The organism is Flagellimonas sp. CMM7, assembly GCF_021390195.1.
GTDB lineage: Bacteria > Bacteroidota > Bacteroidia > Flavobacteriales > Flavobacteriaceae > Flagellimonas.
The window spans coordinates 1,885,199-1,906,521 of record NZ_CP090003.1; the positions used below are offsets into that span (position 1 = coordinate 1,885,199).

Annotated in this window: 18 protein-coding genes; 6 read left to right on the top strand and 12 right to left on the bottom strand. The window is 37.6% G+C overall.

Annotation, left to right across the window (positions count from 1 at the left end; genetic code table 11):
* Positions 1–26: 26 nt before the first annotated feature.
* The 3 genes from LV704_RS08690 to pgk form a co-directional block, all read right to left on the bottom strand.
* Positions 27–1,016, bottom strand: a complete 990-nt coding sequence (locus LV704_RS08690) for a DUF4837 family protein (RefSeq protein WP_163420759.1) — start codon at positions 1,014–1,016, stop codon at positions 27–29.
* Between the two features lie 12 nt (positions 1,017–1,028).
* Positions 1,029–2,672: a lytic transglycosylase domain-containing protein gene (locus LV704_RS08695; protein WP_163420758.1), complete on the bottom strand. Its 1,644-nt coding sequence runs from the start codon at positions 2,670–2,672 to the stop codon at positions 1,029–1,031.
* A gap of 119 nt (positions 2,673–2,791) precedes the next feature.
* Positions 2,792–3,982 (bottom strand): phosphoglycerate kinase, encoded by a 1,191-nt coding sequence (pgk, locus tag LV704_RS08700; RefSeq protein ID WP_163420757.1) that lies wholly within the window; start codon positions 3,980–3,982, stop codon positions 2,792–2,794.
* A gap of 132 nt (positions 3,983–4,114) precedes the next feature.
* Between pgk and LV704_RS08705 the strand changes: the two genes are divergently transcribed.
* The 4 genes from LV704_RS08705 (at position 4,115) to LV704_RS08720 (ending at position 8,349) form a co-directional block, all read left to right on the top strand.
* On the top strand, positions 4,115–5,266 hold the full coding sequence (locus tag LV704_RS08705) for an ATP-binding protein (protein WP_163420756.1): 1,152 nt from the start codon (positions 4,115–4,117) through the stop codon (positions 5,264–5,266).
* 17 nt (positions 5,267–5,283) lie between these two features.
* Positions 5,284–5,682 (top strand): DoxX family protein, encoded by a 399-nt coding sequence (locus tag LV704_RS08710; protein WP_163420755.1) that lies wholly within the window; start codon positions 5,284–5,286, stop codon positions 5,680–5,682.
* An 80-nt stretch (positions 5,683–5,762) separates the two neighbouring features.
* Positions 5,763–6,227, top strand: coding sequence for a GNAT family N-acetyltransferase (locus LV704_RS08715; RefSeq protein WP_163420754.1), 465 nt, complete (start codon positions 5,763–5,765; stop codon positions 6,225–6,227).
* A 130-nt stretch (positions 6,228–6,357) separates the two neighbouring features.
* Entirely contained in the window at positions 6,358–8,349 is a 1,992-nt protein-coding gene (locus LV704_RS08720) for an amidohydrolase family protein (protein WP_163420753.1), read from the top strand.
* 87 nt (positions 8,350–8,436) lie between these two features.
* On the opposite strand, the gene LV704_RS08725 is transcribed toward LV704_RS08720, so the two are convergent.
* From LV704_RS08725 to LV704_RS08755, 7 genes are all read right to left on the bottom strand, one after another.
* A complete protein-coding gene (locus tag LV704_RS08725; RefSeq protein WP_163420752.1) occupies positions 8,437–8,943 on the bottom strand; it encodes an OmpH family outer membrane protein in 507 nt (168 codons plus the stop codon).
* A 239-nt stretch (positions 8,944–9,182) separates the two neighbouring features.
* Positions 9,183–10,013: a class I SAM-dependent methyltransferase gene (locus LV704_RS08730; RefSeq protein WP_163420751.1), complete on the bottom strand. Its 831-nt coding sequence runs from the start codon at positions 10,011–10,013 to the stop codon at positions 9,183–9,185.
* Positions 9,991–10,551: a hypothetical protein gene (locus LV704_RS08735; RefSeq protein ID WP_163420750.1), complete on the bottom strand. Its 561-nt coding sequence runs from the start codon at positions 10,549–10,551 to the stop codon at positions 9,991–9,993. Before LV704_RS08735 ends, LV704_RS08730 begins: the two co-directional genes overlap by 23 nt.
* Before the next feature lie 81 nt (positions 10,552–10,632).
* Complete coding sequence (locus tag LV704_RS08740; protein ID WP_163420749.1) at positions 10,633–11,094, bottom strand: hypothetical protein; 462 nt, start codon at positions 11,092–11,094, stop codon at positions 10,633–10,635.
* Between the two features lie 8 nt (positions 11,095–11,102).
* Positions 11,103–12,971: a tRNA uridine-5-carboxymethylaminomethyl(34) synthesis enzyme MnmG gene (gene mnmG, locus LV704_RS08745; RefSeq protein ID WP_163420748.1), complete on the bottom strand. Its 1,869-nt coding sequence runs from the start codon at positions 12,969–12,971 to the stop codon at positions 11,103–11,105.
* Positions 12,972–12,973: 2 nt separating this feature from the next.
* The gene (gene ybeY, locus LV704_RS08750) at positions 12,974–13,393 is read right to left on the bottom strand and encodes an rRNA maturation RNase YbeY (protein WP_163420747.1); all 420 of its coding nucleotides are present in this window, start codon (positions 13,391–13,393) and stop codon (positions 12,974–12,976) included.
* Positions 13,386–16,820 (bottom strand): hypothetical protein, encoded by a 3,435-nt coding sequence (locus tag LV704_RS08755; protein ID WP_163420746.1) that lies wholly within the window; start codon positions 16,818–16,820, stop codon positions 13,386–13,388. The genes ybeY and LV704_RS08755 overlap by 8 nt, the downstream gene beginning before the upstream one ends.
* 132 nt (positions 16,821–16,952) lie before the next feature.
* Between LV704_RS08755 and gltX the strand changes: the two genes are divergently transcribed.
* Positions 16,953–18,488: a glutamate--tRNA ligase gene (gene gltX, locus LV704_RS08760; RefSeq protein ID WP_163420745.1), complete on the top strand. Its 1,536-nt coding sequence runs from the start codon at positions 16,953–16,955 to the stop codon at positions 18,486–18,488.
* A gap of 47 nt (positions 18,489–18,535) precedes the next feature.
* Here gltX and LV704_RS08765 read toward each other — a convergent pair whose 3' ends face one another.
* A complete protein-coding gene (locus LV704_RS08765) occupies positions 18,536–19,543 on the bottom strand; it encodes a DUF262 domain-containing protein (RefSeq protein ID WP_163420744.1) in 1,008 nt (335 codons plus the stop codon).
* Complete coding sequence (locus LV704_RS08770; protein WP_163420743.1) at positions 19,536–20,132, bottom strand: hypothetical protein; 597 nt, start codon at positions 20,130–20,132, stop codon at positions 19,536–19,538. The genes LV704_RS08765 and LV704_RS08770 overlap by 8 nt, the downstream gene beginning before the upstream one ends.
* Before the next feature lie 224 nt (positions 20,133–20,356).
* Between LV704_RS08770 and LV704_RS08775 the strand changes: the two genes are divergently transcribed.
* On the top strand, positions 20,357–21,286 hold the full coding sequence (locus LV704_RS08775; RefSeq protein ID WP_163420742.1) for an SPFH domain-containing protein: 930 nt from the start codon (positions 20,357–20,359) through the stop codon (positions 21,284–21,286).
* The last annotated feature ends 37 nt before the right edge of the window (positions 21,287–21,323 follow it).

Genomic DNA, 21,323 nt, shown 5'->3' on the forward strand with positions numbered 1-21,323 from the left:
TGTTTTACAATTAAGTTGTCTGATTTTTAGGAACCGCTATTAAATTTAACGGTTCTCAGAATTGCTTCCAATTCAAACATATAGTCTCGTTTTTCTGCAGAAGGTGCAAAAGTAAACCCTTCCAGAACGAGTTTCCTGTTATTCTCTTTGTCATTGATAATATAGGTCAAGAAAGGGCCTGCCATGGGGTATCCGCTAATTTCCCATATTCCTCTAGCTTCTGCAGCTTTTTTTCCTCCTATTTGAGCAGGGAAAACATAGGGTGAAAAAGCTTTTTCAGTAATCATAAAAGTGTTCTCATAAGGTCCGGGTACATACTTCTTACCTATAGAATCCCTCATCTTTACAATATCGTTCACAAAAGTGGAATCGTTAGAAAAACTATCCCACGGCATGCTGTATGCAACAATATTCATAGTTCCTTTAGGAATCTGAATATCCATCCAAACAAAATTCTTCTCACGTTTTCCAACCTTATATAATGATGGAACCTTTAAGCTTATTCCCAACTCTTCTTCAAATGCTTTTTCCTTGTTCAAAGAGCGTGTAAAACGTTTTTGAGCCTCGGCAATTTCAACTTTTTTATACGATGCAATGGCCATTCCAGCTAAGGAATCAATGTTTCCTGCCAAATCATTGTAGGTTTCTCCTTTTATTACCGCCACTTTTTGAGGTTTGGCGTACACATCTGTCTTTATATGGGCAAGCGATAATGTATCCTGTTGCACAAAAAGAACAGACCTTGAGTATGTAATAGCTCCTTTAAATACTTGCGGCGGAATTTGAGTTATACTGAACTTAGGTTCTCCTTGAGGTAGACCCAATACAGGAGCTGCAAACTGTTCCCTAATTTTATCGCCTACACCACCTTGCCAAAGCTCAGTGTCCATAACAACCATAAGAGAGTTAATGCCGCCTGTTGAAGGGGGCAGAAATCGCGGCTTTGGTCCAGAATCTTTACATGATAACATCACCATGGATATCATGGCAATGGATAATACTGATAATTTTTTCATCTCGAGTTAAATTTACGAAGAACAATCGCACAATTTTAGTTTTGTGCCCGGTTTTAAGTTGTTACCACTAAGACCGTTCCATTTTCGTAAATTTTCTATAGAAACTCCAGGATATTTTCTTGATATGGTCCAAAGGGAGTCCCCCTCCTTAACCGTATGCACTTTGGAGCCATTGCTTGCCAATGTCGCTGTAGATGAATTTGATGTGCTTGTTTTAGCCACGGCTTGTTTGGAAATATATGGTTTTCTCGGAAAAATAGTAAGTCGCTGTCCTACTCTTAAGTTGTTGCTTCGCAATCCATTCCATCTTTTTATTTGACTTACGCCAACACCATATCTTTCAGCTATTCTCCCCAAATAATCCCCGCTTCTAACTTTATACCTAACCTGGTTTTTTGCCTGTGTTAGCTGTGGCAAAGGTTTTTCCAAAGAATCCAATTCTTTTTTGGCATATGCATAAATGGCCTCTTCATTGCTTACAAACTTTCCAATTTTAGTAACTGGTAAGCGAAGTGCGTACGTTTTGCCCTTTATCTTAGGTATAATATTTAGTTTGTATGCAGGGTTCAACATTTCCAATTCTTCCTTGCTAATGTCTACCAACTTAGATATTTGGTCAAATGTGATTAGGTTTTTTACGTGAACCGTATCCGTTTCAAAATAAGGCCTATCAGCTTTTTTATATTGAAGCCCATGTTCCTCGGCATATTCAAAAATGTACATGGTCGCTAGAAAGGCGGGCAGGTAACCGGCTGTTTCACGTGGAAGGTTCCTTCTAATGTTCCAATAGTTCTTGTAGCCGCCCGATCGTCTTATGGCTTTGTTTACATTTCCAGGGCCTGAGTTATATGCCGCCAATGCCAAATCCCAATCGTTAAAAATACCATGGAGTTTTGATAAATACTTTGCCGCTGCTTTGGTTGCAAAAATAGGGTCGTTACGTTCATCCACATAACTGCTAACTTCCAAACCATACATTTTTCCGGTACCATACATAAACTGCCATAGCCCTTTAGCGCCAACTCTTGATCTTGCCCTAGGATTTAATGCAGATTCTATAATGGCCAAGTATTTTATCTCTAACGGAACGTCTTGGTTATCCAGTTCTTGCTCAAATAATGGGAAATAAAACTGGCTAGCAGTAATCATCCTTTGCATTAAATCTTTCTTTCTTACCAAAAAGGACTTTATAACACTTTCCAAAGAAGAGTTGTACGAAATATTGAAAGGTGTTTTTTCATCCAACAATGCCAATCTTGCTTTAAGTGTATCCGTAGGTAAATCAACCATTGTGATTTCTTCTTCGGAAGGATTCTGTACCTCAAGCAGCAGCTCACTAAAGAGCTGTGCACTATCATGCAGTTCCTTAAGCCAAAGACTATCATATCTTCTTGCCTCTTCCAAGTCCATCAACTTAGTTTTGCTGTCTTCCCCAACAGACACTGCCATGGTATTGCCATCTATTTTGTCCTCAGCAATTTTTAGGTTCAATGGCTTGACCGGCTGCACAGAAACAGAGTCTTCTTGTAAAGTTTGTGACAAAACTTCCGTGGAATTAGTTTGCTTTGTGCCTGTGGAATCTATCTCTTGTGCAAAGAGTGAAGAAGCTGAAAAAAGAAGCGCTGTAGATACAGCTATTTTAAATATTTGGTTCATTTTGGACAAGGTTTGATTTTGGGGCAAACGAAAATGGTGTTTTTTTCTGAAATATTAAAGTTTTCAGTCCAAAACATAGCATTGCATAGGATTTCTCCTATTAATTCATAACGTGCATATTAGCCCAATATTGCAGCGATTCCAGGTAGTGTTCTTCCTTCAAGACTCTCCAGCATTGCACCTCCGCCAGTGGAGACATAACTCACCTTATCTTCAAAGCCAAATTGTTTTACCGCAGCTACAGAATCTCCACCTCCAACAAGTGAAAAGGCTCCGTTTTGTGTTGCTTCATCAATGGCATTGCCCACGGCAATTGTTCCCTTGGCAAAACTCTCCATTTCAAAAACACCAACAGGTCCGTTCCACAGTATAGTTTTGGAATCCAAAATCACTTGTTTAAAGATTTCCAAAGTTTGTGGTCCGGCATCAAGACCTTGCCACCCATCTGGAATCTCGTTAACATCCATAAACTGAGTGTTGGCATTATTATCAAAAGCATCCGCAGCCAAAACATCAACAGGTAAATGGATTTTTACCCCTTTTTCAGACGCTTGCTTTAAAATAGTAAGAGCCAATTCCATTTTATCATCTTCACATATGGAATCTCCAACTTTTCCTCCTTGTGCTTTTACAAAAGTATAGGTCATTCCACCTCCAATAATCAAGTTGTCCACTTTGTCCAAGATGTTTTCAATAATTGTAATCTTAGAAGAAACTTTTGCACCCCCTAAAATGGCAGTTATTGGTTTTTCCCCTGTTTGCATTATCTTTTCTATGGCCTTAATCTCCTTAGCCAATAAATACCCAAAGCACTTGTTTTCGTTGAAATATTTTGCAACAATAGTTGTAGAAGCATGTGCTCTATGTGCTGTTCCGAATGCATCATTCACATAAATATCGCCATGCTTGGAAAGTGCTTCTGCAAAAGCTTCATCTCCGCTTTCTTCCTCACTGTAAAAGCGAAGGTTTTCCAATAACAATACTTCACCGCTTTGCAATTCTGAAACAGCCGCATCGGCAATGTCCCCAACACAATCCTCTGCAAATTTCACCTGTACTCCAATAATTTCTGAAACTTTTTCGCAAATATGGGCTAATGACATGTCTGGATTTACTTTTCCTTTGGGCCTGCCCAAATGGCTCATTAAGACGGCACTTCCACCGTCTTCCAAAACTTTTAGGATACTGGGTTTTGCAGCTTCAATTCTGCTGGTATCGGTAACGTTGAAATCTGCATCCAGCGGCACATTAAAATCAACACGAATCAATGCTTTTTTATTTTCAAAATTGTAATCCTCTATGGTCTTCATTAGTATATGTTTATGGCAAGCCCAAATGTAAAGATTTCCTGCTTTCCAGTTTGATCATAACCAGCATATTTTTAGAGTTGCAACAAAAAATCATCTAAAACATATGGAACCTAAAAAATGTATCTTTGGAGCATGCTGTTTAAAGACGTTTTAGGCCTTGAGCATATCAAAAAACATTTGGTGACCACTGCTGACTCCGGCAGGGTGGCGCACGCACAATTATTTATTGGCCCAGAGGGTTCCGGAACCCTCCCCATGGCATTGGCATACGCTCAATATTTACTTTGTGGCAATCTTGGTGGGGAAAACGATGGGGAAAATATGGCTTGCAATGCTAAGTGTAATTCCCTTACCCATCCAGATTTACATTTTGTGTTTCCAGTTTCCAATTCCGATAAAGTAAAGTCCCATGCCGTAAGTGATCATTACATTCAAGATTGGCGACAATTTGTAAATGAACAGCCCTATGGCAATCTGTTTGATTGGTACAGGCTTATAGGCATAGAGAAAAAGCAAGGCCAGATAGGCGTGGATGAAGCACAGGATGTGGTTAAAAAACTTTCCCTCAAATCTTATGAGGGTGGCTATAAAATAGTGGTCATCTGGATGGCGGAAAAAATGAATATTTCCGCTGCCAACAAGCTCTTAAAACTTATTGAAGAGCCGCCAGAGAAAACGATTCTACTTCTAATTGCTGAAGAGGAGGAAAAAATTATCAATACTATTCTTTCGCGTTGTCAAGTTCTGCATTTTCCGCCTCTTGCGCAAAGTGATATCTCTACTGAACTGATAAAACGAGGTTCAAATGAACCTGAAGCAATTTCCATTGCACATGAAGCTCACGGCAATTTTAACAAAGCCTTGGACCTATTAAACAAGGACTCTGAAGATTTGGTGTTTGAACGCTGGTTTGTACAATGGGTGCGAAGTGCTTTTAAGGCAAAGGGAAACAGGGCCGCGATACAAGAACTGATTCTTTGGAGCGATGAGGTCGCCAAAACAGGAAGGGAGGTCCAAAAACAATTCCTACATTATTGCTTGACCATGATGCGCCAAGCACTTTTGTTAAATTACAAAGCGGACAGTTTGGTGTATGCCAAGATGCATTTAGAGGGGTTTGATTTAAAAAAGTTTGCGCCTTTTGTCCATGAAAACAACATTTTGGATATTGTGGAAGAATTGGAAAAAGCAATTTTTCACGTGGAACGCAATGGAAATTCTAAAATTATCTTCACAGATCTCTCTATAAAACTCACCAGGTTGCTTCATACCAAAGCGGCTTAAAAACCAATACGAACGATATGGAAAATTTTACTTCACATGCAACACAGATTTTGTTGCTTGCCTTTTTAGCGATCACATTCTTACAAAGTGGTATTGACAAAATTATGGACTGGAAAGGAAATTTATCTTGGCTAACCGGCCATTTTTCCAAAACCTTTTTCAAAGGCATAGTGCCCGTACTTCTTGGGATTATTTTACTTGTTGAAATGGTTTCAGGTATTTTATCAGTAGTTGGCGCTTTTCAATTTATAGCTGAAGGTGAGAGCGATATGGCCTTATGTGCGGCAATTCTTTCTGCAGTTACCTTATTATTGCTCTTATTTGGGCAAAGAGTTGCCAAAGACTATGAGGGGGCAAAAACGATAGTTATTTATTTCATCCCAACCATCTTCTTGCTGTACTTGCTTCAATCTTAATTCTATTGGCCATATTCTTCACTCAGAGTTTTTGAAAGTGCCCTTACCTTGGGGAGAATAAATATCTTAAGTTGAATATCATGACAGCAAAAGAAGAAATTCAGATTTTAAGATTAGGCAATAGCGATTTGGAATTATTCATAAAGCTCGTGGAATTGTTTAATGAGGTTTTTGATGAATACCATACAATCGCTTCAAAAAATCATCTGGTAAATCTGCTTCAAAAATCTGAATTTTATGTTATCGTCGCCATCAAAAATGATATCGTTATTGGAGGGTTGACCGCCTATGAACTTCAAAAATACTATTCGGATAAAAGCGAGTTGTATCTCTATGACATTGCTGTAAAGGCTGCGTTTCATAATCAAGGTGTAGGAAAGAGATTGATCAACTATTTAAAGAATACCAGTATTGGTGTTGAAACCATTTTCGTAGATGCTCATTCTGAAGATGTTCAAGCTGTAAAATTTTACGAATCTACTTTTGGACCTGGTGAAAAGGTAGATCATTTTACTTTTGACACCATCAGTCCGAAAAACAGTTAAAAGGTGGATTTTCCTTACGATAAAAACTATTCATTATCTGGTATCTTTGGAGTTATGCTAGATTATTATTTGGTTAAAAACCAAACTAGTACACTTAAATCAAAATCAACAACCTCCTAAAATAAATAACATGAAACATGTATTTTCTATTTTCCTAATTGTTCTGCTGGTCTCCTGCGATTCTTCTGATAAAAAAGTGACGTATGCAGCCAAAGACCATAATGTATACATGAGGGGAAATCTTGCGGGGAAACACTCCAGTTCTTTGGATGCTGAAGGAAACTATGTCTACACTTTTGAATATAATGATAGGGGAAGAGGTCCTGAGATTGAAGAAAAAATAAAGCTAAATGACAAGGGGTCCATTGCCTCTCTACAGATATCTGGGGTTAATTATCTAAAGGATACCATCTCTGAGGTTTTTGACTATAGTGAGAAAAAGGCAAGTTGGAAAAGTACCTCAGAGCAAGGAAATATTGTGTCTGATGGAAATCCTTTTTACGCCAGTGTAAACAGCACTTTGGGTGATACCGAGCTATTGATTAGAAAACTGTTGACTTCTCCGGAACATTCTGTGGAACTGTTGCCAAGCGGAACTGCAAAAATTGCAACCATTGAGGAAATTGAAGTTGAAAATATACCCTTAAGGCTTTTGGAAATTACAGGTTTTGGCCTGGTTCCATCCTATATATGGCTAGATAAAGATGATAGGATTTTTGCTTCAGTCTCATCATGGCTGGCCATAATTGAATCCGAAAATAGCGAGCTTATGGAGCCCTTGTTAGAAATACAAACTGAAAAGGAAAATGCCTTTTTTAGATCTCTAGCCCAAGAATTAACCGAGACTCCAAATAATCCTGTTGCCATAAAAAATGTAAATCTGTTTGATTCCAATACCGGTGAAACTTTACCTAATCGTACCGTAGTAATAAGAGGAAATACAATCGAAGCCATCTTAACAGATGATACTTCCCTGCCCGATGATACAACCATAATTGATGGAACAAATAAAACTCTTCTCCCGGGATTATTTGATAATCATTGTCATGTTCAAAAAGAAGATGGTCTATTGCATTTGGCAGCAGGAGTAACTTCAATAAGGGATATGGCCAACTCTATGGAGCTTATTGAAATAAGAAAAGAATTCGACAACAACACAAGTATTGGTCCGCGTGTTGTAACCATGTCTGGGTTTATAGATCAAAAAGGCCCTTTTGCTGGCCCGGGACTCACTATTACAAATGTTGATGAAGGATTAAAGGCTATTCAAGATTTTAAAGACAATGGGTATCATCAAATTAAATTATACAGCTCTATAGATCCTACCTGGGTAAAGCCCCTCGCCCAAAAAGCACACGATTTAGATTTGAAAGTAAGTGGGCATATTCCCGCACACATGCTGGCGGAAGATGCAATAAAAGACGGTTTTGATGAAATACAGCATGTGAATATGCTGGTGCTCAATTTCTTGTCAGACACCATTGATACAAGAACACCTCTACGATTTTCAGCTGTTGCGGAACATGCCCACGAACTAGATTTGAAAGGTGAAAAATTTAAATCATTTGTCAATCTTTTAAAAGACAAAGGCATTGAAATTGACCCTACGGTTTCCTTTTTTGAGGGCATGTTCACTTCCAAAGCAGGTGAGCCCGATCCTCAATTTGAAGCTATTCTGGACAGACTGCCCATTCAGCTTCAGCGCAATTTTTATTCTGTAGGCCTGCCCATTCCTCAAGGAAAGGAACAACAGTTCAGGGACTCTTTCCAAAAATTATTGGATATCATTTACGAATTGCACACTAATGGTGTGACCATACTTCCGGGAACGGATGCCATGCCAGGGTTTGCGTTGCATAAAGAATTGGAAAACTACGTGCGTGCCGGAATTCCAGCCAATGAGGTATTGCAACTCGCCACAACAACATCTGCCAGAAACACTTTTATGGACGACACATTGGGTTCTATTGAAAAAGGAAAGCTTGCCGATCTTATTCTAGTGGATGGTAATCCGTCAGAGAATATCAGCGATATTAGGAGAGTGGTCTTGACTATAAAAGATGGTAAAATCTTTAATCCAAAAAGTCTTTATGAGTCTTTGGGAATAAAGCATTTTGAATAGCCTTTTCTTAATCCAATTTGTGTGCATAGCATAAAAAAAGCCCATCTGAAAACGATGGGCTTTTTTAGTTATGATGTATAAAAAAATCTATTTTTTATACTTATCGTTCAATATTTTTAGAACGGCATCCGTAAGGTTTTTGGCATCCTCTCCATAAAGTACGGCTCCACCGTCACCTCCTCCAAGAACATAGGTATAGCCATTGGCCTTACCATATTCTTTAATCTCCTCTTTAACTTTGCTTACCAAAGAATCCATTTCTATTTGGCTTCCTTGCTGCAACAGTTGTTCTTCTTGCTGAAGTTGTTGCCCAACAAATTGTCCTCTTTGCTGCAACAAGCTATATTCTTCTTGAGCATTTTTTTGCGACATTTTCTGTGCTTTTGCTTGAAAAGCTTGAAGCTCTATCTGGAATGCCTGCGAAATACTATCTCTTTTCTTGGTCAATGCATCAGCTTTAACCTTAAATCTAGCTTCAACATCTATCTTCTCTTGATAGCCATCCATTAATTTCACATTGTCCACATATCCAATCTTGTTTTGCTGACAAGCAATGGCGGTCAAAGCAATTGCAAATACTATAAGTTTTTTCATGTTTCTCTTTTAATGATGCGCAAAAATAGAAAAGCTTTTTGAATGACTGTCATTATCTTTTATGAATCCAAAAAAACCTTTTGTAAACATTATAAGCAATGCTTATTAAAAACTTAAATATAAATTGATTTTCTTTATTAAGCCGGACATCAGAAGCAAGCTTTCCTACGCATTTCTTTTTTTGAAAAGGTAATTGCACATCATATGAGAAGAAGTCGTCAGAAATAGCTTGAAAGTGCTTATTTCTTCTTTTTTATCACATAAATCAAAGAAGAATATTCTTTTGAAAAACAGGCTTTCATATTTGACCACAATCCAACAAAAAAAGCATTGATCAAATACAATTTGTTGCCTTTATATTTTTCTGATAACAGAGAAACATAAAACGAATCAAAAAGCATAGGCCGGATTGAAACTACCTCCATTGCATGTCTTTCAAAAAGTCTGCTTATGGATGTTTTAGAGAAATGCCACAAATGTCTGGGAACATCATACGCCGCCCAATGTTCACCATAATACCTGGCATCGTATGACTTATAATTGGGAACTGCAACCACAACAATTCCTTTGTCATCTAACAAGCTTGCTATTTTCTCCACCTGTTTATCCAAATCAGGTAAGTGTTCCAAAACATGCCATAGGGTAATCACATCATAGCTCTTTTCTTTTAAGGCTTCAATATTTTGAAATAAGTGTATTCCCTTTTTTGCTGCATTAGCCCTTGCTTTCTCATTTGGCTCTATTCCTTCTCCATTAAACCCCCTTAAATTGGCCTTTGCCAGAAAATCTCCCGTTCCAGCGCCAAAATCTAATAGCTTTTTTGATTTAATATCTTGATTATCAATTAGTTGAATCTTTTTTTTAAGACTATATTGCTTTACATTCTGATACAATCTATCTACAAGTGAAACCTTAGCATCCGTATGGGAAATGTAAACCTCGCTATCATAATATGGGTTTAAATCTTTTGGTTTCGGATTTGTTACCAACATTTCCAATGCCTCATCATAGAGCAACTCAAAAGGTTCTTGAGAGACCGAAAAATCTTTAGTTTTTAAATACGACTTCATTATAGTTATGGGTGGAAAGGTATTCTTGTTTGAGGTTTCGAAGATACGGCAAAACCACATCCTTTGAAATTGAATCTTCTCTCAAACAATCTTTTTCAGTAGTACTAAAAACCTCAATAGCTATATACCAATTTCCTGATCGTAAAACTGGTTCGGCATCATCGGAAAGGATGGGTTCTATTTCATCATTGCCAAGTGCCACACTAAAAGCAACATCAAAAATCGCTGGAAAAAGGTTAATGGCCTTGTCATGAATCTCAACCTCATAAAAAGAAAAGTAGTATGTGTTGCTATCAATAGTGAATGGCACTTCTGTATCTACATAGTAATCCTCCAATTGAAATTTAGTGTTTACGTAATTATAGAATTCATCTGCATCTTTTGGGTCTTCAAAAACAAAAACTGTTTTCTTTGGAAGTCCTTGCTTAAATCTTTTGCCTTTAGTGATTTTGTAGTCTTTAATATTCGGAGCAATCCGTATTGGAATACATGAATAAAAAACAATCACAAATATGGAAAGGAGCAAAATTTTCTTCATTGGTGGTTTAGTTTGATTCCTATATTGAATCAAATATTAAGCCAAAAAAGAAACTGAAGCATCTGTTCCACGTGGAACAAATTATTGTTTAATTATCACTTCAATATTCAAGATTCTGCCAAGCTCAGTTGCTTTAGGTACTACCGTTTCACATGACTTTGAACGAAAAACAGTGAAATGTTCATTTTCCTTAAATAACCGAATTACGAAATGCTCATTTCGAGTACCTTTTCCCATAGCGGCTATTGGGCCCCAATCAGAACTCTTTTTAGCTGAAGTCGAAAAAACGCTTATATAATCAGAAGAAAAAGTAAATCTTTGCTTAAAAAGTGATAACCCAAATAGCTTAAAGTGTTTAATATTATCAAAATCGCCACGGAGTTCATAGGAAATCGAATACGAAAGGAGCACTGTTCCGATAATTGTCATGCCAATTATCTGATTTAAATCCACAGTGCCTTCATAAATCAACAACAACGTTAGTAAAAGCATAAACACCCCTAGAATAATTACAGTACTGGGCTTTGATTGTTTGAAAAACATTGATTCCTTCATCTTCCAAGAAAAACCAATAATACACTAACATCCGATGGTGAGACACCGCTAATTCTAGAAGCTTGCGAAATTGTAACTGGGCGTATGGCCTCAAGTTTTTCCCTAGCCTCATAAGACAATGATTTTAACTTGGAATAATCAAAACCATCCGGGATTTTTACATTTTCCAAACGGTGAAGTTTGTCCGCATTATTCTTTTCCTTTTCTATATACCCAGAATATTTTACTTGGATTTCAGCTTGCTCAAGCACCTCTGAACTCAATTTGTTTTCTTCCACAAACTTAGAAACAGAATCCAATTGAAGCATATGATCCATAGTAACTTTTGGCCTAGAAAACACCTTGAAAAGTTTATCAGATTGATGTACGGTTGCGGACGAAACCGATTCTAAAATAGGATTTATCTCGTCTGTAGTAAAGCTTGTTTTTCTAAAAAACTCGACAAAACTATCCGATTCCTTTTCCTTTTTCTCCATACGATCAACGCGCTCTTTTGTCGCCAAACCTATATCAAAACTTCTGGGCGTAAGTCGCAAATCTGCATTATCTTGCCTTAACAACGTTCTATATTCGGCTCTAGAAGTAAACATGCGATACGGTTCCTCTGTGCCCTTCGTGATCAAATCATCAATTAAAACGCCAATGTAAGCTTCGTCTCTTTTTAAAATAAAAGACTCCTTTTCATTAATCTTTAAATGGGCATTAATTCCCGCCATCAATCCTTGCGAAGCAGCTTCTTCATATCCTGTAGTTCCATTAATTTGACCCGCGAAATATAAGTTGCTGATCAGTTTGGTTTCCAGTGTATGCTTCAACTGGGTCGGTGGAAAATAATCGTATTCAATCGCATAACCAGGTCTGAAGAATTTTACATTTTCAAAGCCCTTTACAGATTTAAGGGCTGTATACTGAATATCCTCTGGTAAAGAAGTAGAAAATCCATTTACATAAACCTCAACTGTATTCCAACCTTCTGGCTCTACAAAAATCTGATGCGAATCCTTATCCGCAAAACGGTTGATTTTATCTTCTATAGACGGGCAATATCTAGGCCCTATACTTTTGATTCTTCCGTTGAACATTGGAGAACGATTAAAACCCTCACGCAACAAATCATGAACCAAAGCACTGGTATGTGTCATGTGGCAATCCCGTTGTGTTTTTAAAATAGGGGTTTCCAAATATGAAAACTTCTCCGGGTTCTCATCCCCGGGCTGAAGAATCATTTTAGAATAATCTAGAGAACGACCATCTACCCTGGGTGGCGTTCCCGTTTTCATTCTCCCACTATCAAAACCGAAATCAACAAGTTGTTCCGTAATTCCCGTAGCTGCTTTTTCTCCGGCTCTTCCTCCACCAAACTGTTTCTCTCCTATATGAATAAGGCCATTCAAAAAAGTGCCATTAGTTAAAACAACGGCCTTAGATTTGACATCAATTCCAAGTGATGTTCTGACTCCAACAATCTTATCCCCTTCAACTAATAAACCAGAAACCATCTCCTGGTAAAAATCTACTTTTTGGGTGTTTTCCAAAGCCAATCTCCACTCCTCTGCAAAACGCATTCTATCATTCTGCGCTCGTGGACTCCACATTGCAGGACCCTTTGATTTATTCAGCATCTTAAACTGAATAGCGGACTTATCCGTAATAATTCCGCTATACCCACCAAGCGCATCAATCTCACGAACAATCTGCCCTTTTGCAATTCCACCCATAGCGGGGTTGCAAGACATCTGTCCAATGTTTTGAAGGTTCATGGTGACCAATAACGTTCTAGAACCCATGTTAGCGGCCGCAGCAGCAGCCTCAGCTCCAGCGTGACCCCCGCCGACTACAATAACATCATATTCCTTTTCAAACATATCTAATGTTCCACGTGGAACAATTTTATCTTTTCCTCTTCCTTCTTCCTCATTAATTCCTGCTCTTCCTTCGTCTTATCTCCAAAACCAATTAGGTGTAGCACCCCATGACTCATTACTCTTAAAAACTCTTCCTCTCTACTAACTTTATAAGCTAGCGCATTTTCTTCAACTCTTTCTGTAGAAATAAAAATATCCCCTGAAATTGACTTTCCGTCCGAATAGTCAAACGTGATAATATCAGTATAGGTGTCATGATTTAAATACTCTTGATTGATGCTAAGCAGGTAGTCATCCGTACAAAAAACATAATCCAATTGTCCCTGAACAAAACCTTCAGATTCTATAATTCTAGTAATCCAATCGGAATATTGGGTTTTACCCTCTAAAACAAAGTCTGACTTGAAATGGAAATCAATCATTCTTAAAATAAACCTTAACCTTCTTTTCGTAATTTTGCCGCAAAGGTAGTGCTTGTCTATTTAATATTTCAATGTCGTTCTGGTATTCCTTAAGTAGTTCTGGCTTTGTTGTGATGGGGTTACTGAAAGTATTAAGGTTTGTATTGCTTTCTCTTTCCTTTTTCTTGCCCTGTTTTAAGGTCGCATTTTTAAGTTTTAGCAATTCATGCTGAATGGTATTTACCTTGCTTCTTGTCCTGTTTGTAATTCCATTCTCCAATAAATCATTCTCAAAATCCTCCATTTGCTGAATAAGTTTTTTTGCAAGATTTCTATCAGAGTTATTGATTAAGTCATTCAACTGCTTTTCCAATTGCTGACGGATGAATTGTTGCTCTTTATAGATTTCATAAATCTCACTTAGCCCCATTTCCCCATCTCCGTTTTGACCTCCATTTCCTTCTTTTCCACCTTGCTTTCCGCTTCCATTTTGTCCACTCTCTCTTTCACTTTCCTCGCCTTTGCTTCCTTGTTGACCTTCCTTACCCGAGCCTTGTTTATCACCTTCTCCATCCTTTCCTTCGCCCTCCTTTCCATCCTGACCGGACTTACTCTTACCCTGCTGCCCAGAACTACCCATTTTTTCATTAACGCCTTGTTGTCCTTTTATAATATCAGGTAGTTGAAAATCGGCGCCTCCCTGTCCACTCCCTTGACCAGGTTTCATATTCTGTTGCATATTGTCAAGAATATTGGCTAAGAAGTCTGCCAATGCATTTGTGGCATTAATAACGTATTGCTGATAAGATGCTCCCTGAAAAACTTGATTCTCAGCTATGCTTTCCAATGACTTATCAATATTATAATACACCTCCGTTATCTGTTCATTTACAAACTCGGATAGCTCAGCTCTTCGAAGTGATAATGCAAATAAACTATCATCTACATGCTCAAATAATCTTCTCAGTTCTTTTTGGTCCCTTACGGTTCTTGAAAACTGGGAAACGTCAACATCTGAGCTTTCCACACTTTCAAACAACTTTTCCTGCTTAAAAGAAAAAGTCACCAAATTATCCAAAATCTGTCTCAACATTTCTGCATCCTCAGTAATGGAGGAACCTCCTCCGCCCATAGAACTTTGTTGTAGCGATTTGCTCATCTCCTTCATTTTCTGGGCAGCAGACTTTTGCTTTTGTGCCGCTTTGTTCTTTGCGGACTTACTCTTTTCTCCTTCGGATTTCTCCTGTTCCTCTTTACTCTTGTTTAATTCCTCCATTGCCTTTTGTTGGTCTTCCTTTACTCCCTCCTTGTCCTTATCTTGAACATTTAAGCTCATTGGCTTTTTTAAATTCTCATTATCCTTCTTTAATTCATCCAGCTCTTTTGCCAGCTTCTCAAAATCCTCATTTAACTTTTGTTGTTCCTTTTCTTCATTGGAAATTTCATTCTCCTTCTCTGAGAGCTCATCCTGTTCTTTAGAAAGTTCCTCCAACTCTTTGGAGAGTTGGGACATCTTCTCTGTTACATAATACCTTTTTGTAAGCTCCAAAATCTGTTCTAGGTTGCGCGCACTCGAGCTCTGTTTTTTTCCAAGTTCATCCAGTTTCTTTTTTAACTCTTCCTTATCAATCTTATCAGCCAGCTTGTTCAATTCTTCAAGCAATTTTTCATTCTTCCTAGCCTCCAACTCCTGACGTTCCAATCTTTCTTGTAACATCTTCTTTCTTTCATCTGAACTGTCCTCCTTATTCAAACTTTCTTTTAATTGCTTACTGAACTTCTCCATCAGCTCCTCCTGCTGTTCTTGTTTCTGTAAAAAGTCTCGTATTTCATTCTTGTCATCAAAGTTCAATGTCTTTTCTTCCTTTTGCTTGTCATTGATTTTTGCAAGCTTTTCTTCCTGTTCCTTATATCCTTCCAAAGACTTATCCATTTTGTTCAAAACAGAGTTTTGAAATTCTAACTCTTTGTTTTTCAATTGATTAACATCAAATAGAGAAGTGTTGAATGTTTTACTCTTAGTCACTTTTCCATTTCTAAGCCCATCATTATCAACAATTTCAAAATACAGCTTGTAGTTCTTACCACTTTCCAAAGTAAACCCAGATGGAAACGTGTAATAAAACTGGTGCACATTACTATTTGGTGATTCCAGAACCACTCTTTGTATATTTTGATTATTATCCGCCGGATAACAAACCGCTCGTATTTTACTTACCTTATAATCATCAGCTGCTTGGCCTGTATAAAAAGATTGGTTTGGGTTAATCGAATCCAATACTTGACTAACTTCTACAGATGGATATCCATCTTTTACCACCTCTAATTGATAGCCTAGTTTCTCAAAGTTCTTTACATTGGTGTTTGATGTGCTCAACTCATATCCAAAGTCATTATACACCCTATCTGCATACGAAAAGATATCCTGCTCCTTGGTAAAAACAACTGTAGTGTCCCTAACCGACATATTGATTTCTTCAACATGCCTTCCCTCAATATTCCATGTTACTTGGGTACCTTCTGGAATGACGGCGTTTCCCGTTCCGGTAACAAACTCTGCCGTTCGTTGTGTATACTTCGGAAAATTTAATTGCATTTTAAAATCCAACAGAGCCGGTGTTCTAAAACTTCGTATGGTATAGCTTTTAGAGCTCCAACCATTAGCAGTCAAGTAAAAATCACTCTCCCTAACCGGCGCTTCAAATGTATGGGTGTAAATACCATTAAGATTTTTGAGCAACAATTCTTCACCGTTGACTACCATAAAAACATTCTCTGGTTTTACGTCACCATTTGTAGTCACCTGAATGGTCAAGGGTTCATTGTCCAAAACCTCCAACTTCTCATTTAAAACTTGAAATGTAAAAGGCGCAGGCCGCTCAAAAGCTAAATCATAGTTGACTACTCTTTTGTATGAATTAAAAAATGACACAATGTTTCCCGACAGCCATATAAAGCCAAGAATACCAAGGGGAATCACCGCATACTTAGCATATTTGAAACTCTCCTTAAAATCTATTGCTTTGCCAAAAGAGACATTGCTCAAGCCTTCACTTCTTTGTTCAATACTGGCCAATAAAAGTTCTGATGCCGACTTGTCTTCGGCCAACTCCAATAAATTATAAAGCTTATCGTCAATCTGTGGAAAATGCTTCCCTATCAATAGCGAAGCCTCTTTATTGGATATTCCCTTTCTAATCCTAAAAAGAAAAAATAAAGGAACCAGGATAAACTTGTACATCAAGAACAGTTCAACCAATAGAAAAATCAAGAACAACACAAGGCGCCAATCTTGATTTAACCAAAGCATGTATTCCAAAGACATTACCCCCAACAAAAACAAGAGTCCAATTGCCAAAAACAGCAAGCTTCCCTTAATCAATTGCTTGGTATAATATCTCTTGGTAAACTCGTTGAGCTTGTCGAGTATCTTCTGATAACTATTCAAAATCCACCATATTTACTACCAAGATACCCGATAGCACCGAATAGTCCTGAAAACTTTTTGTTAAAACACATTCCCTCAACAGTTTTCTAGTGCTGCACCAAGTAGTATCTTTGCGGCTCAATTTAGTGTAGCATGAGTCAAAAAGTACGGGTTCGTTTTGCTCCCAGCCCAACTGGGCCATTGCATATAGGTGGTGTACGTACCGCTTTGTTCAATTATTTGTTTGCCAAAAAACATGGTGGTGATTTTGTGCTTCGTATAGAGGATACGGATCAAAACCGATATGTAGAAGGTGCCGAAGAATACATTGCGGAAGCCCTAAACTGGTGCGGTATTCCTTTTGATGAAGGCCCCACTTCGGCTCCGCTCAGTGCAGGCTCCAAAGAAGGAAGCTTTGGCCCGTACCGACAAAGTGAGCGCAAACATTTGTACAAGGCATATGCGATGGAGCTCATTGAAAAAGGACATGCCTATTATGCTTTTGACACTTCTGAACGATTGGATTTTCACCGAAAAGATCATGAAGAAAAGGGCAAGACCTTTATCTATAATTGGCACAACCGCTTAAAGCTTTCCAATTCGCTTTCATTGAGCGCTGAAGAGACGCAGAAGAAACTGGATGCTGGGGAAGATTATGTTATTCGTTTTAAGTCACCGCAAGATCAAGAATTGGTATTACAGGATATCATCCGTGGTGAAATTAAAATAGACACCAATATTCTTGATGATAAAGTCCTTTTTAAAAGTGATGGTATGCCTACCTATCATCTTGCAAATATTGTGGATGACCATCTCATGGAAATTACGCACGTCATCCGTGGTGAAGAGTGGTTGCCTTCTTTGGCACTCCATCAATTGTTATATAATGCCTTTGGATGGAAGGCTCCAGAATTTGCGCATCTCCCGCTAATTATGAAGCCTGTTGGCAAAGGAAAATTGAGTAAGCGAGATGGTGAAAAAGGAGGTTTTCCTGTTTTTCCATTGTCGTGGAACGAATCTCAAGGGTACCGCGAAGCTGGATATTTTCCAGAGGCTGTTGTCAACTTTTTGGCGCTTTTGGGATGGAACCCTGGAACAGAACAAGAGCTATTTAGCTTAGACGATTTAATTGAGGCTTTTAGCTTGGAACGTGTAAACAAATCTGGTGCACGTTTTGATCCTGAAAAAACGAAGTGGTACAATCATCAATACCTACAAAAGAAAAGCGACAAAGAACTTGCGGCCTTGTTTGCTCCTATTATCACTGATAAATTAGGTCTCGACTCCGCTCGACCTGACAATCCTTATATCGAAAAAACAGTCTCTTTAATAAAAGAACGTGCCGATTTTGTCTCTGATTTTTGGGAATTGGGCAACTACTTTTTTGAAGCGCCAACCACCTACAATGAAAAAGCAGTAAAAAAACAGTGGAAGGAAGATACGCCACAACTCATGCAAAAAGTGGCTGAAATTTTAGAAGCCACCGAAGACTTTAGCTCAGCTACTATCGAAACCAATGTAAAAGCATGGATTACGGACAGTGAACTTTCCTTTGGAAAAGTGATGGGTCCACTGCGTTTAATTATCGTTGGAGAACTCAAAGGCCCCCATATTTTTGATATTCTTGCGCTTATTGGAAAAGAAGAAAGTGTTGGGCGGATTACAAAGGCATTGGAGATTTTGGGGTAGCGTTTAGGCTAAAAAGCGTTGCTGTCCCAAAGGGCAGCTATGATTTTTTAGCCATTGCTAGCAACAGATTTTCTTAATTCATTTTCAAGAACAGACGCTCTTGCTAGTCTACCGGTTCTTCCGCTTGTTCCTTGGAATATATATTTATAAAACTTAGCGTAACTATTGCTTTCTGGATCATTGGATTTGTTGGAAAGTATTTCGTTTTCTAAATTTTCAAGAGTCATTTTTAAATCTATAAACTCTAGTTCTTCTCGCTGTAGTTTTATCAATTCGATAATCAAAGTAAAAAAGCTCGTTTTTCTCCACCACATAGAATCATATTCCAATCCCAAATCCAACAATAATTGACAAGTATCTATTAATTCCTTTTTTATGCTTTCAGCATTAGGATATTCATCATTGTACAGTTTAATATATCTCTCGATTTCTGAATTTCCTGTGAAGTATCCGCCTTCTTCCAAAGTAGCCATTATCAAAAGAATATATTCGGTGTCTTTCATCCTAGCATATTGATTTTGACTAAACATTTCAAGATTCGTAAAAGACTCAGAACCTTGAACATCTTGTGCTGTAGAAATAAACACTCCTTCGTAAAGAGCATTATTTATTTCCATTGCATTCAATGCATAACTAACGGAGTTGATTCTTTTAAATATTTCTACAATTTCATTGTCGTCAAGTCTTCCCAAATCTCTTACAACAATTTTATAATCATAAAAATCTGTCTGTTGTTTAGGGGTCAAGTCTTTAAATAGAGGGATACTTCTAGTCGGAATGTCCCCATTTATATAGGAAAAAATCGTGTTCAATCGTTGTTGTCCATCAACAACCATTCTTTTGGATACTCTAGTTTCTAAATCGATTTCACCGTCCGCTAAATAGATTTCAGGAAAAGGAAACCCTCTCAAGATTGTATCAAGAAAACTTTCCTTATGCGAATTGTTCCAAACTAGATTTCTTTGAAATGAAGGTCTTAAAATCAGAGTTTCATTTTCCAAATCGTTAAATAAGTCCAACAATTTTTCATTGTCTGCGCTGCCAATATTATTCATGATTCTCAGTTCTTAATTTTTTAATGTTTCTTGAATGATATTCCTCAAAAAAGTATTCGTTTCGAAAAATCGCTCCGGCAATTTTGTAATTTCCGTACTTGCCGTAAGAGATACTTTTAAAGAATTCAAACCAAGCATTTTTCTTAGAGTAGTTAAAAGGAAAAAGGTCTGGTCTAATCCAACCTTTAAGGAAGTACTCTAAAAACTCCCGATACATTTTATCTTCCTGTTCTGTTCTAGCTTTTGTATTTATATTAAAATCCAAAAGTTCTTTCCAATATTCATCAAATACTTCTTCACTTATTACAACAATATCAATATCAGATTCCTCATTGAAATCATTCCAAAGTTTTTTAGGAGCAATGCTGAAGCCCAGTTTTGCTGAACCAACCATTACAATTTTCGTGGTACTAATATTGAAAAAGCTCGCAACTTTTTGTTTCAAATAGAAATACTTTTCCTCATCATCTTGAAAAATGATTGGATTACCATGTAAAAGGTTTTTTCTAATAATGGCAGTATCCGATATAAGATCATTATTGAGCTCAGCTTTAAAGGCTGCTTTTCTATATTCAATAATTTCTTTCATCTATTCATAATTGTTGCTAACAATTGTATATGATCAATGATTATATACCTATTACCAGTCCAAGTTAAGAAAATTCCTATTTCTCCGAGCTACACACAAATTTTGGTGCTCTTATAGAAAATCTAGCATGCCAATTGACGGATGTGTAACAAAACTTCATCTTTTGCTACATATCTATTGAACACTTTTCGTACTTTAACTTCTTAACTTAAAATCTATACGCTATGGGCAACTTTCTTCTTATTCCATTAATATTTGTGGGGCTTATCATTCTCTTTTCTTCCTTCTTTATAGTTAAACAACAAACAGCGGTTATTGTTGAACGCTTTGGTCGTTTTCAAAGCATTCGCCAATCTGGTCTACAAATGAAAATTCCATTAGTGGATAGAATTGTAACCCGTGTTGGGTTAAAAATTCAGCAATTGGATGTGATTGTAGAAACCAAAACACTGGATGATGTTTTTGTAAAATTGAAGGTATCTGTCCAGTATGTGGTTATCAAATCTAAAGTTTATGAGGCGTTCTATAAACTGGAATATCCTCATGACCAAATCACTTCCTATGTTTTTGACGTTGTAAGGGCTGAGGTTCCAAAAATGAAATTGGATGATGTCTTTGTAAAAAAAGATGATATCGCCATAGCCGTAAAATCAGAATTGCAGGATGCCATGTTGGAATATGGGTATGATATTATTAAAACCCTTGTTACCGACATTGATCCAGATGCACAGGTAAAAGAAGCCATGAATCGAATCAATGCTTCGGAGCGTGAAAAGATTGCAGCGCAATTTGAAGGGGATGCCGCCAGAATCTTAATTGTGGAAAAAGCAAAAGCCGAGGCGGAGAGCAAAAGATTACAAGGACAGGGTATTGCCGATCAACGTCGTGAGATTGCACGAGGTCTGGAGGAATCTGTTGAGGTGTTGAACAAGGTGGGTATTAATTCGCAAGAGGCATCTGCCTTAATTGTAGTGACCCAACATTATGATACCTTGCAATCCATTGGTGAAGAAACCAATACCAATTTGATTCTTTTACCAAATTCCCCACAAGCTGGTAGCGATATGTTGAACAATATGGTTGCCTCATTTACGGCTAGCAATATGATTGGGGAACAAATGAAAAAGACAAGCGTTCCAAAACCGAAAAAGTAAACACTTCACTTTTAAAGACAAAGGGGCTATTTGGCCC

Coding starts and splice junctions, on each gene's coding strand:
- LV704_RS08690 (WP_163420759.1), bottom strand. CDS start 1,016: ATGAAAAAATTATCAGTATTATCCATTGCCATGATATCCATGGTGATG.
- LV704_RS08695 (WP_163420758.1), bottom strand. CDS start 2,672: ATGAACCAAATATTTAAAATAGCTGTATCTACAGCGCTTCTTTTTTCA.
- pgk (WP_163420757.1), bottom strand. CDS start 3,982: ATGAAGACCATAGAGGATTACAATTTTGAAAATAAAAAAGCATTGATT.
- LV704_RS08705 (WP_163420756.1), top strand. CDS start 4,115: ATGCTGTTTAAAGACGTTTTAGGCCTTGAGCATATCAAAAAACATTTG.
- LV704_RS08710 (WP_163420755.1), top strand. CDS start 5,284: ATGGAAAATTTTACTTCACATGCAACACAGATTTTGTTGCTTGCCTTT.
- LV704_RS08715 (WP_163420754.1), top strand. CDS start 5,763: ATGACAGCAAAAGAAGAAATTCAGATTTTAAGATTAGGCAATAGCGAT.
- LV704_RS08720 (WP_163420753.1), top strand. CDS start 6,358: ATGAAACATGTATTTTCTATTTTCCTAATTGTTCTGCTGGTCTCCTGC.
- LV704_RS08725 (WP_163420752.1), bottom strand. CDS start 8,943: ATGAAAAAACTTATAGTATTTGCAATTGCTTTGACCGCCATTGCTTGT.
- LV704_RS08730 (WP_163420751.1), bottom strand. CDS start 10,013: ATGAAGTCGTATTTAAAAACTAAAGATTTTTCGGTCTCTCAAGAACCT.
- LV704_RS08735 (WP_163420750.1), bottom strand. CDS start 10,551: ATGAAGAAAATTTTGCTCCTTTCCATATTTGTGATTGTTTTTTATTCA.
- LV704_RS08740 (WP_163420749.1), bottom strand. CDS start 11,094: ATGTTTTTCAAACAATCAAAGCCCAGTACTGTAATTATTCTAGGGGTG.
- mnmG (WP_163420748.1), bottom strand. CDS start 12,971: ATGTTTGAAAAGGAATATGATGTTATTGTAGTCGGCGGGGGTCACGCT.
- ybeY (WP_163420747.1), bottom strand. CDS start 13,393: ATGATTGATTTCCATTTCAAGTCAGACTTTGTTTTAGAGGGTAAAACC.
- gltX (WP_163420745.1), top strand. CDS start 16,953: ATGAGTCAAAAAGTACGGGTTCGTTTTGCTCCCAGCCCAACTGGGCCA.
- LV704_RS08765 (WP_163420744.1), bottom strand. CDS start 19,543: ATGAATAATATTGGCAGCGCAGACAATGAAAAATTGTTGGACTTATTT.
- LV704_RS08770 (WP_163420743.1), bottom strand. CDS start 20,132: ATGAAAGAAATTATTGAATATAGAAAAGCAGCCTTTAAAGCTGAGCTC.
- LV704_RS08775 (WP_163420742.1), top strand. CDS start 20,357: ATGGGCAACTTTCTTCTTATTCCATTAATATTTGTGGGGCTTATCATT.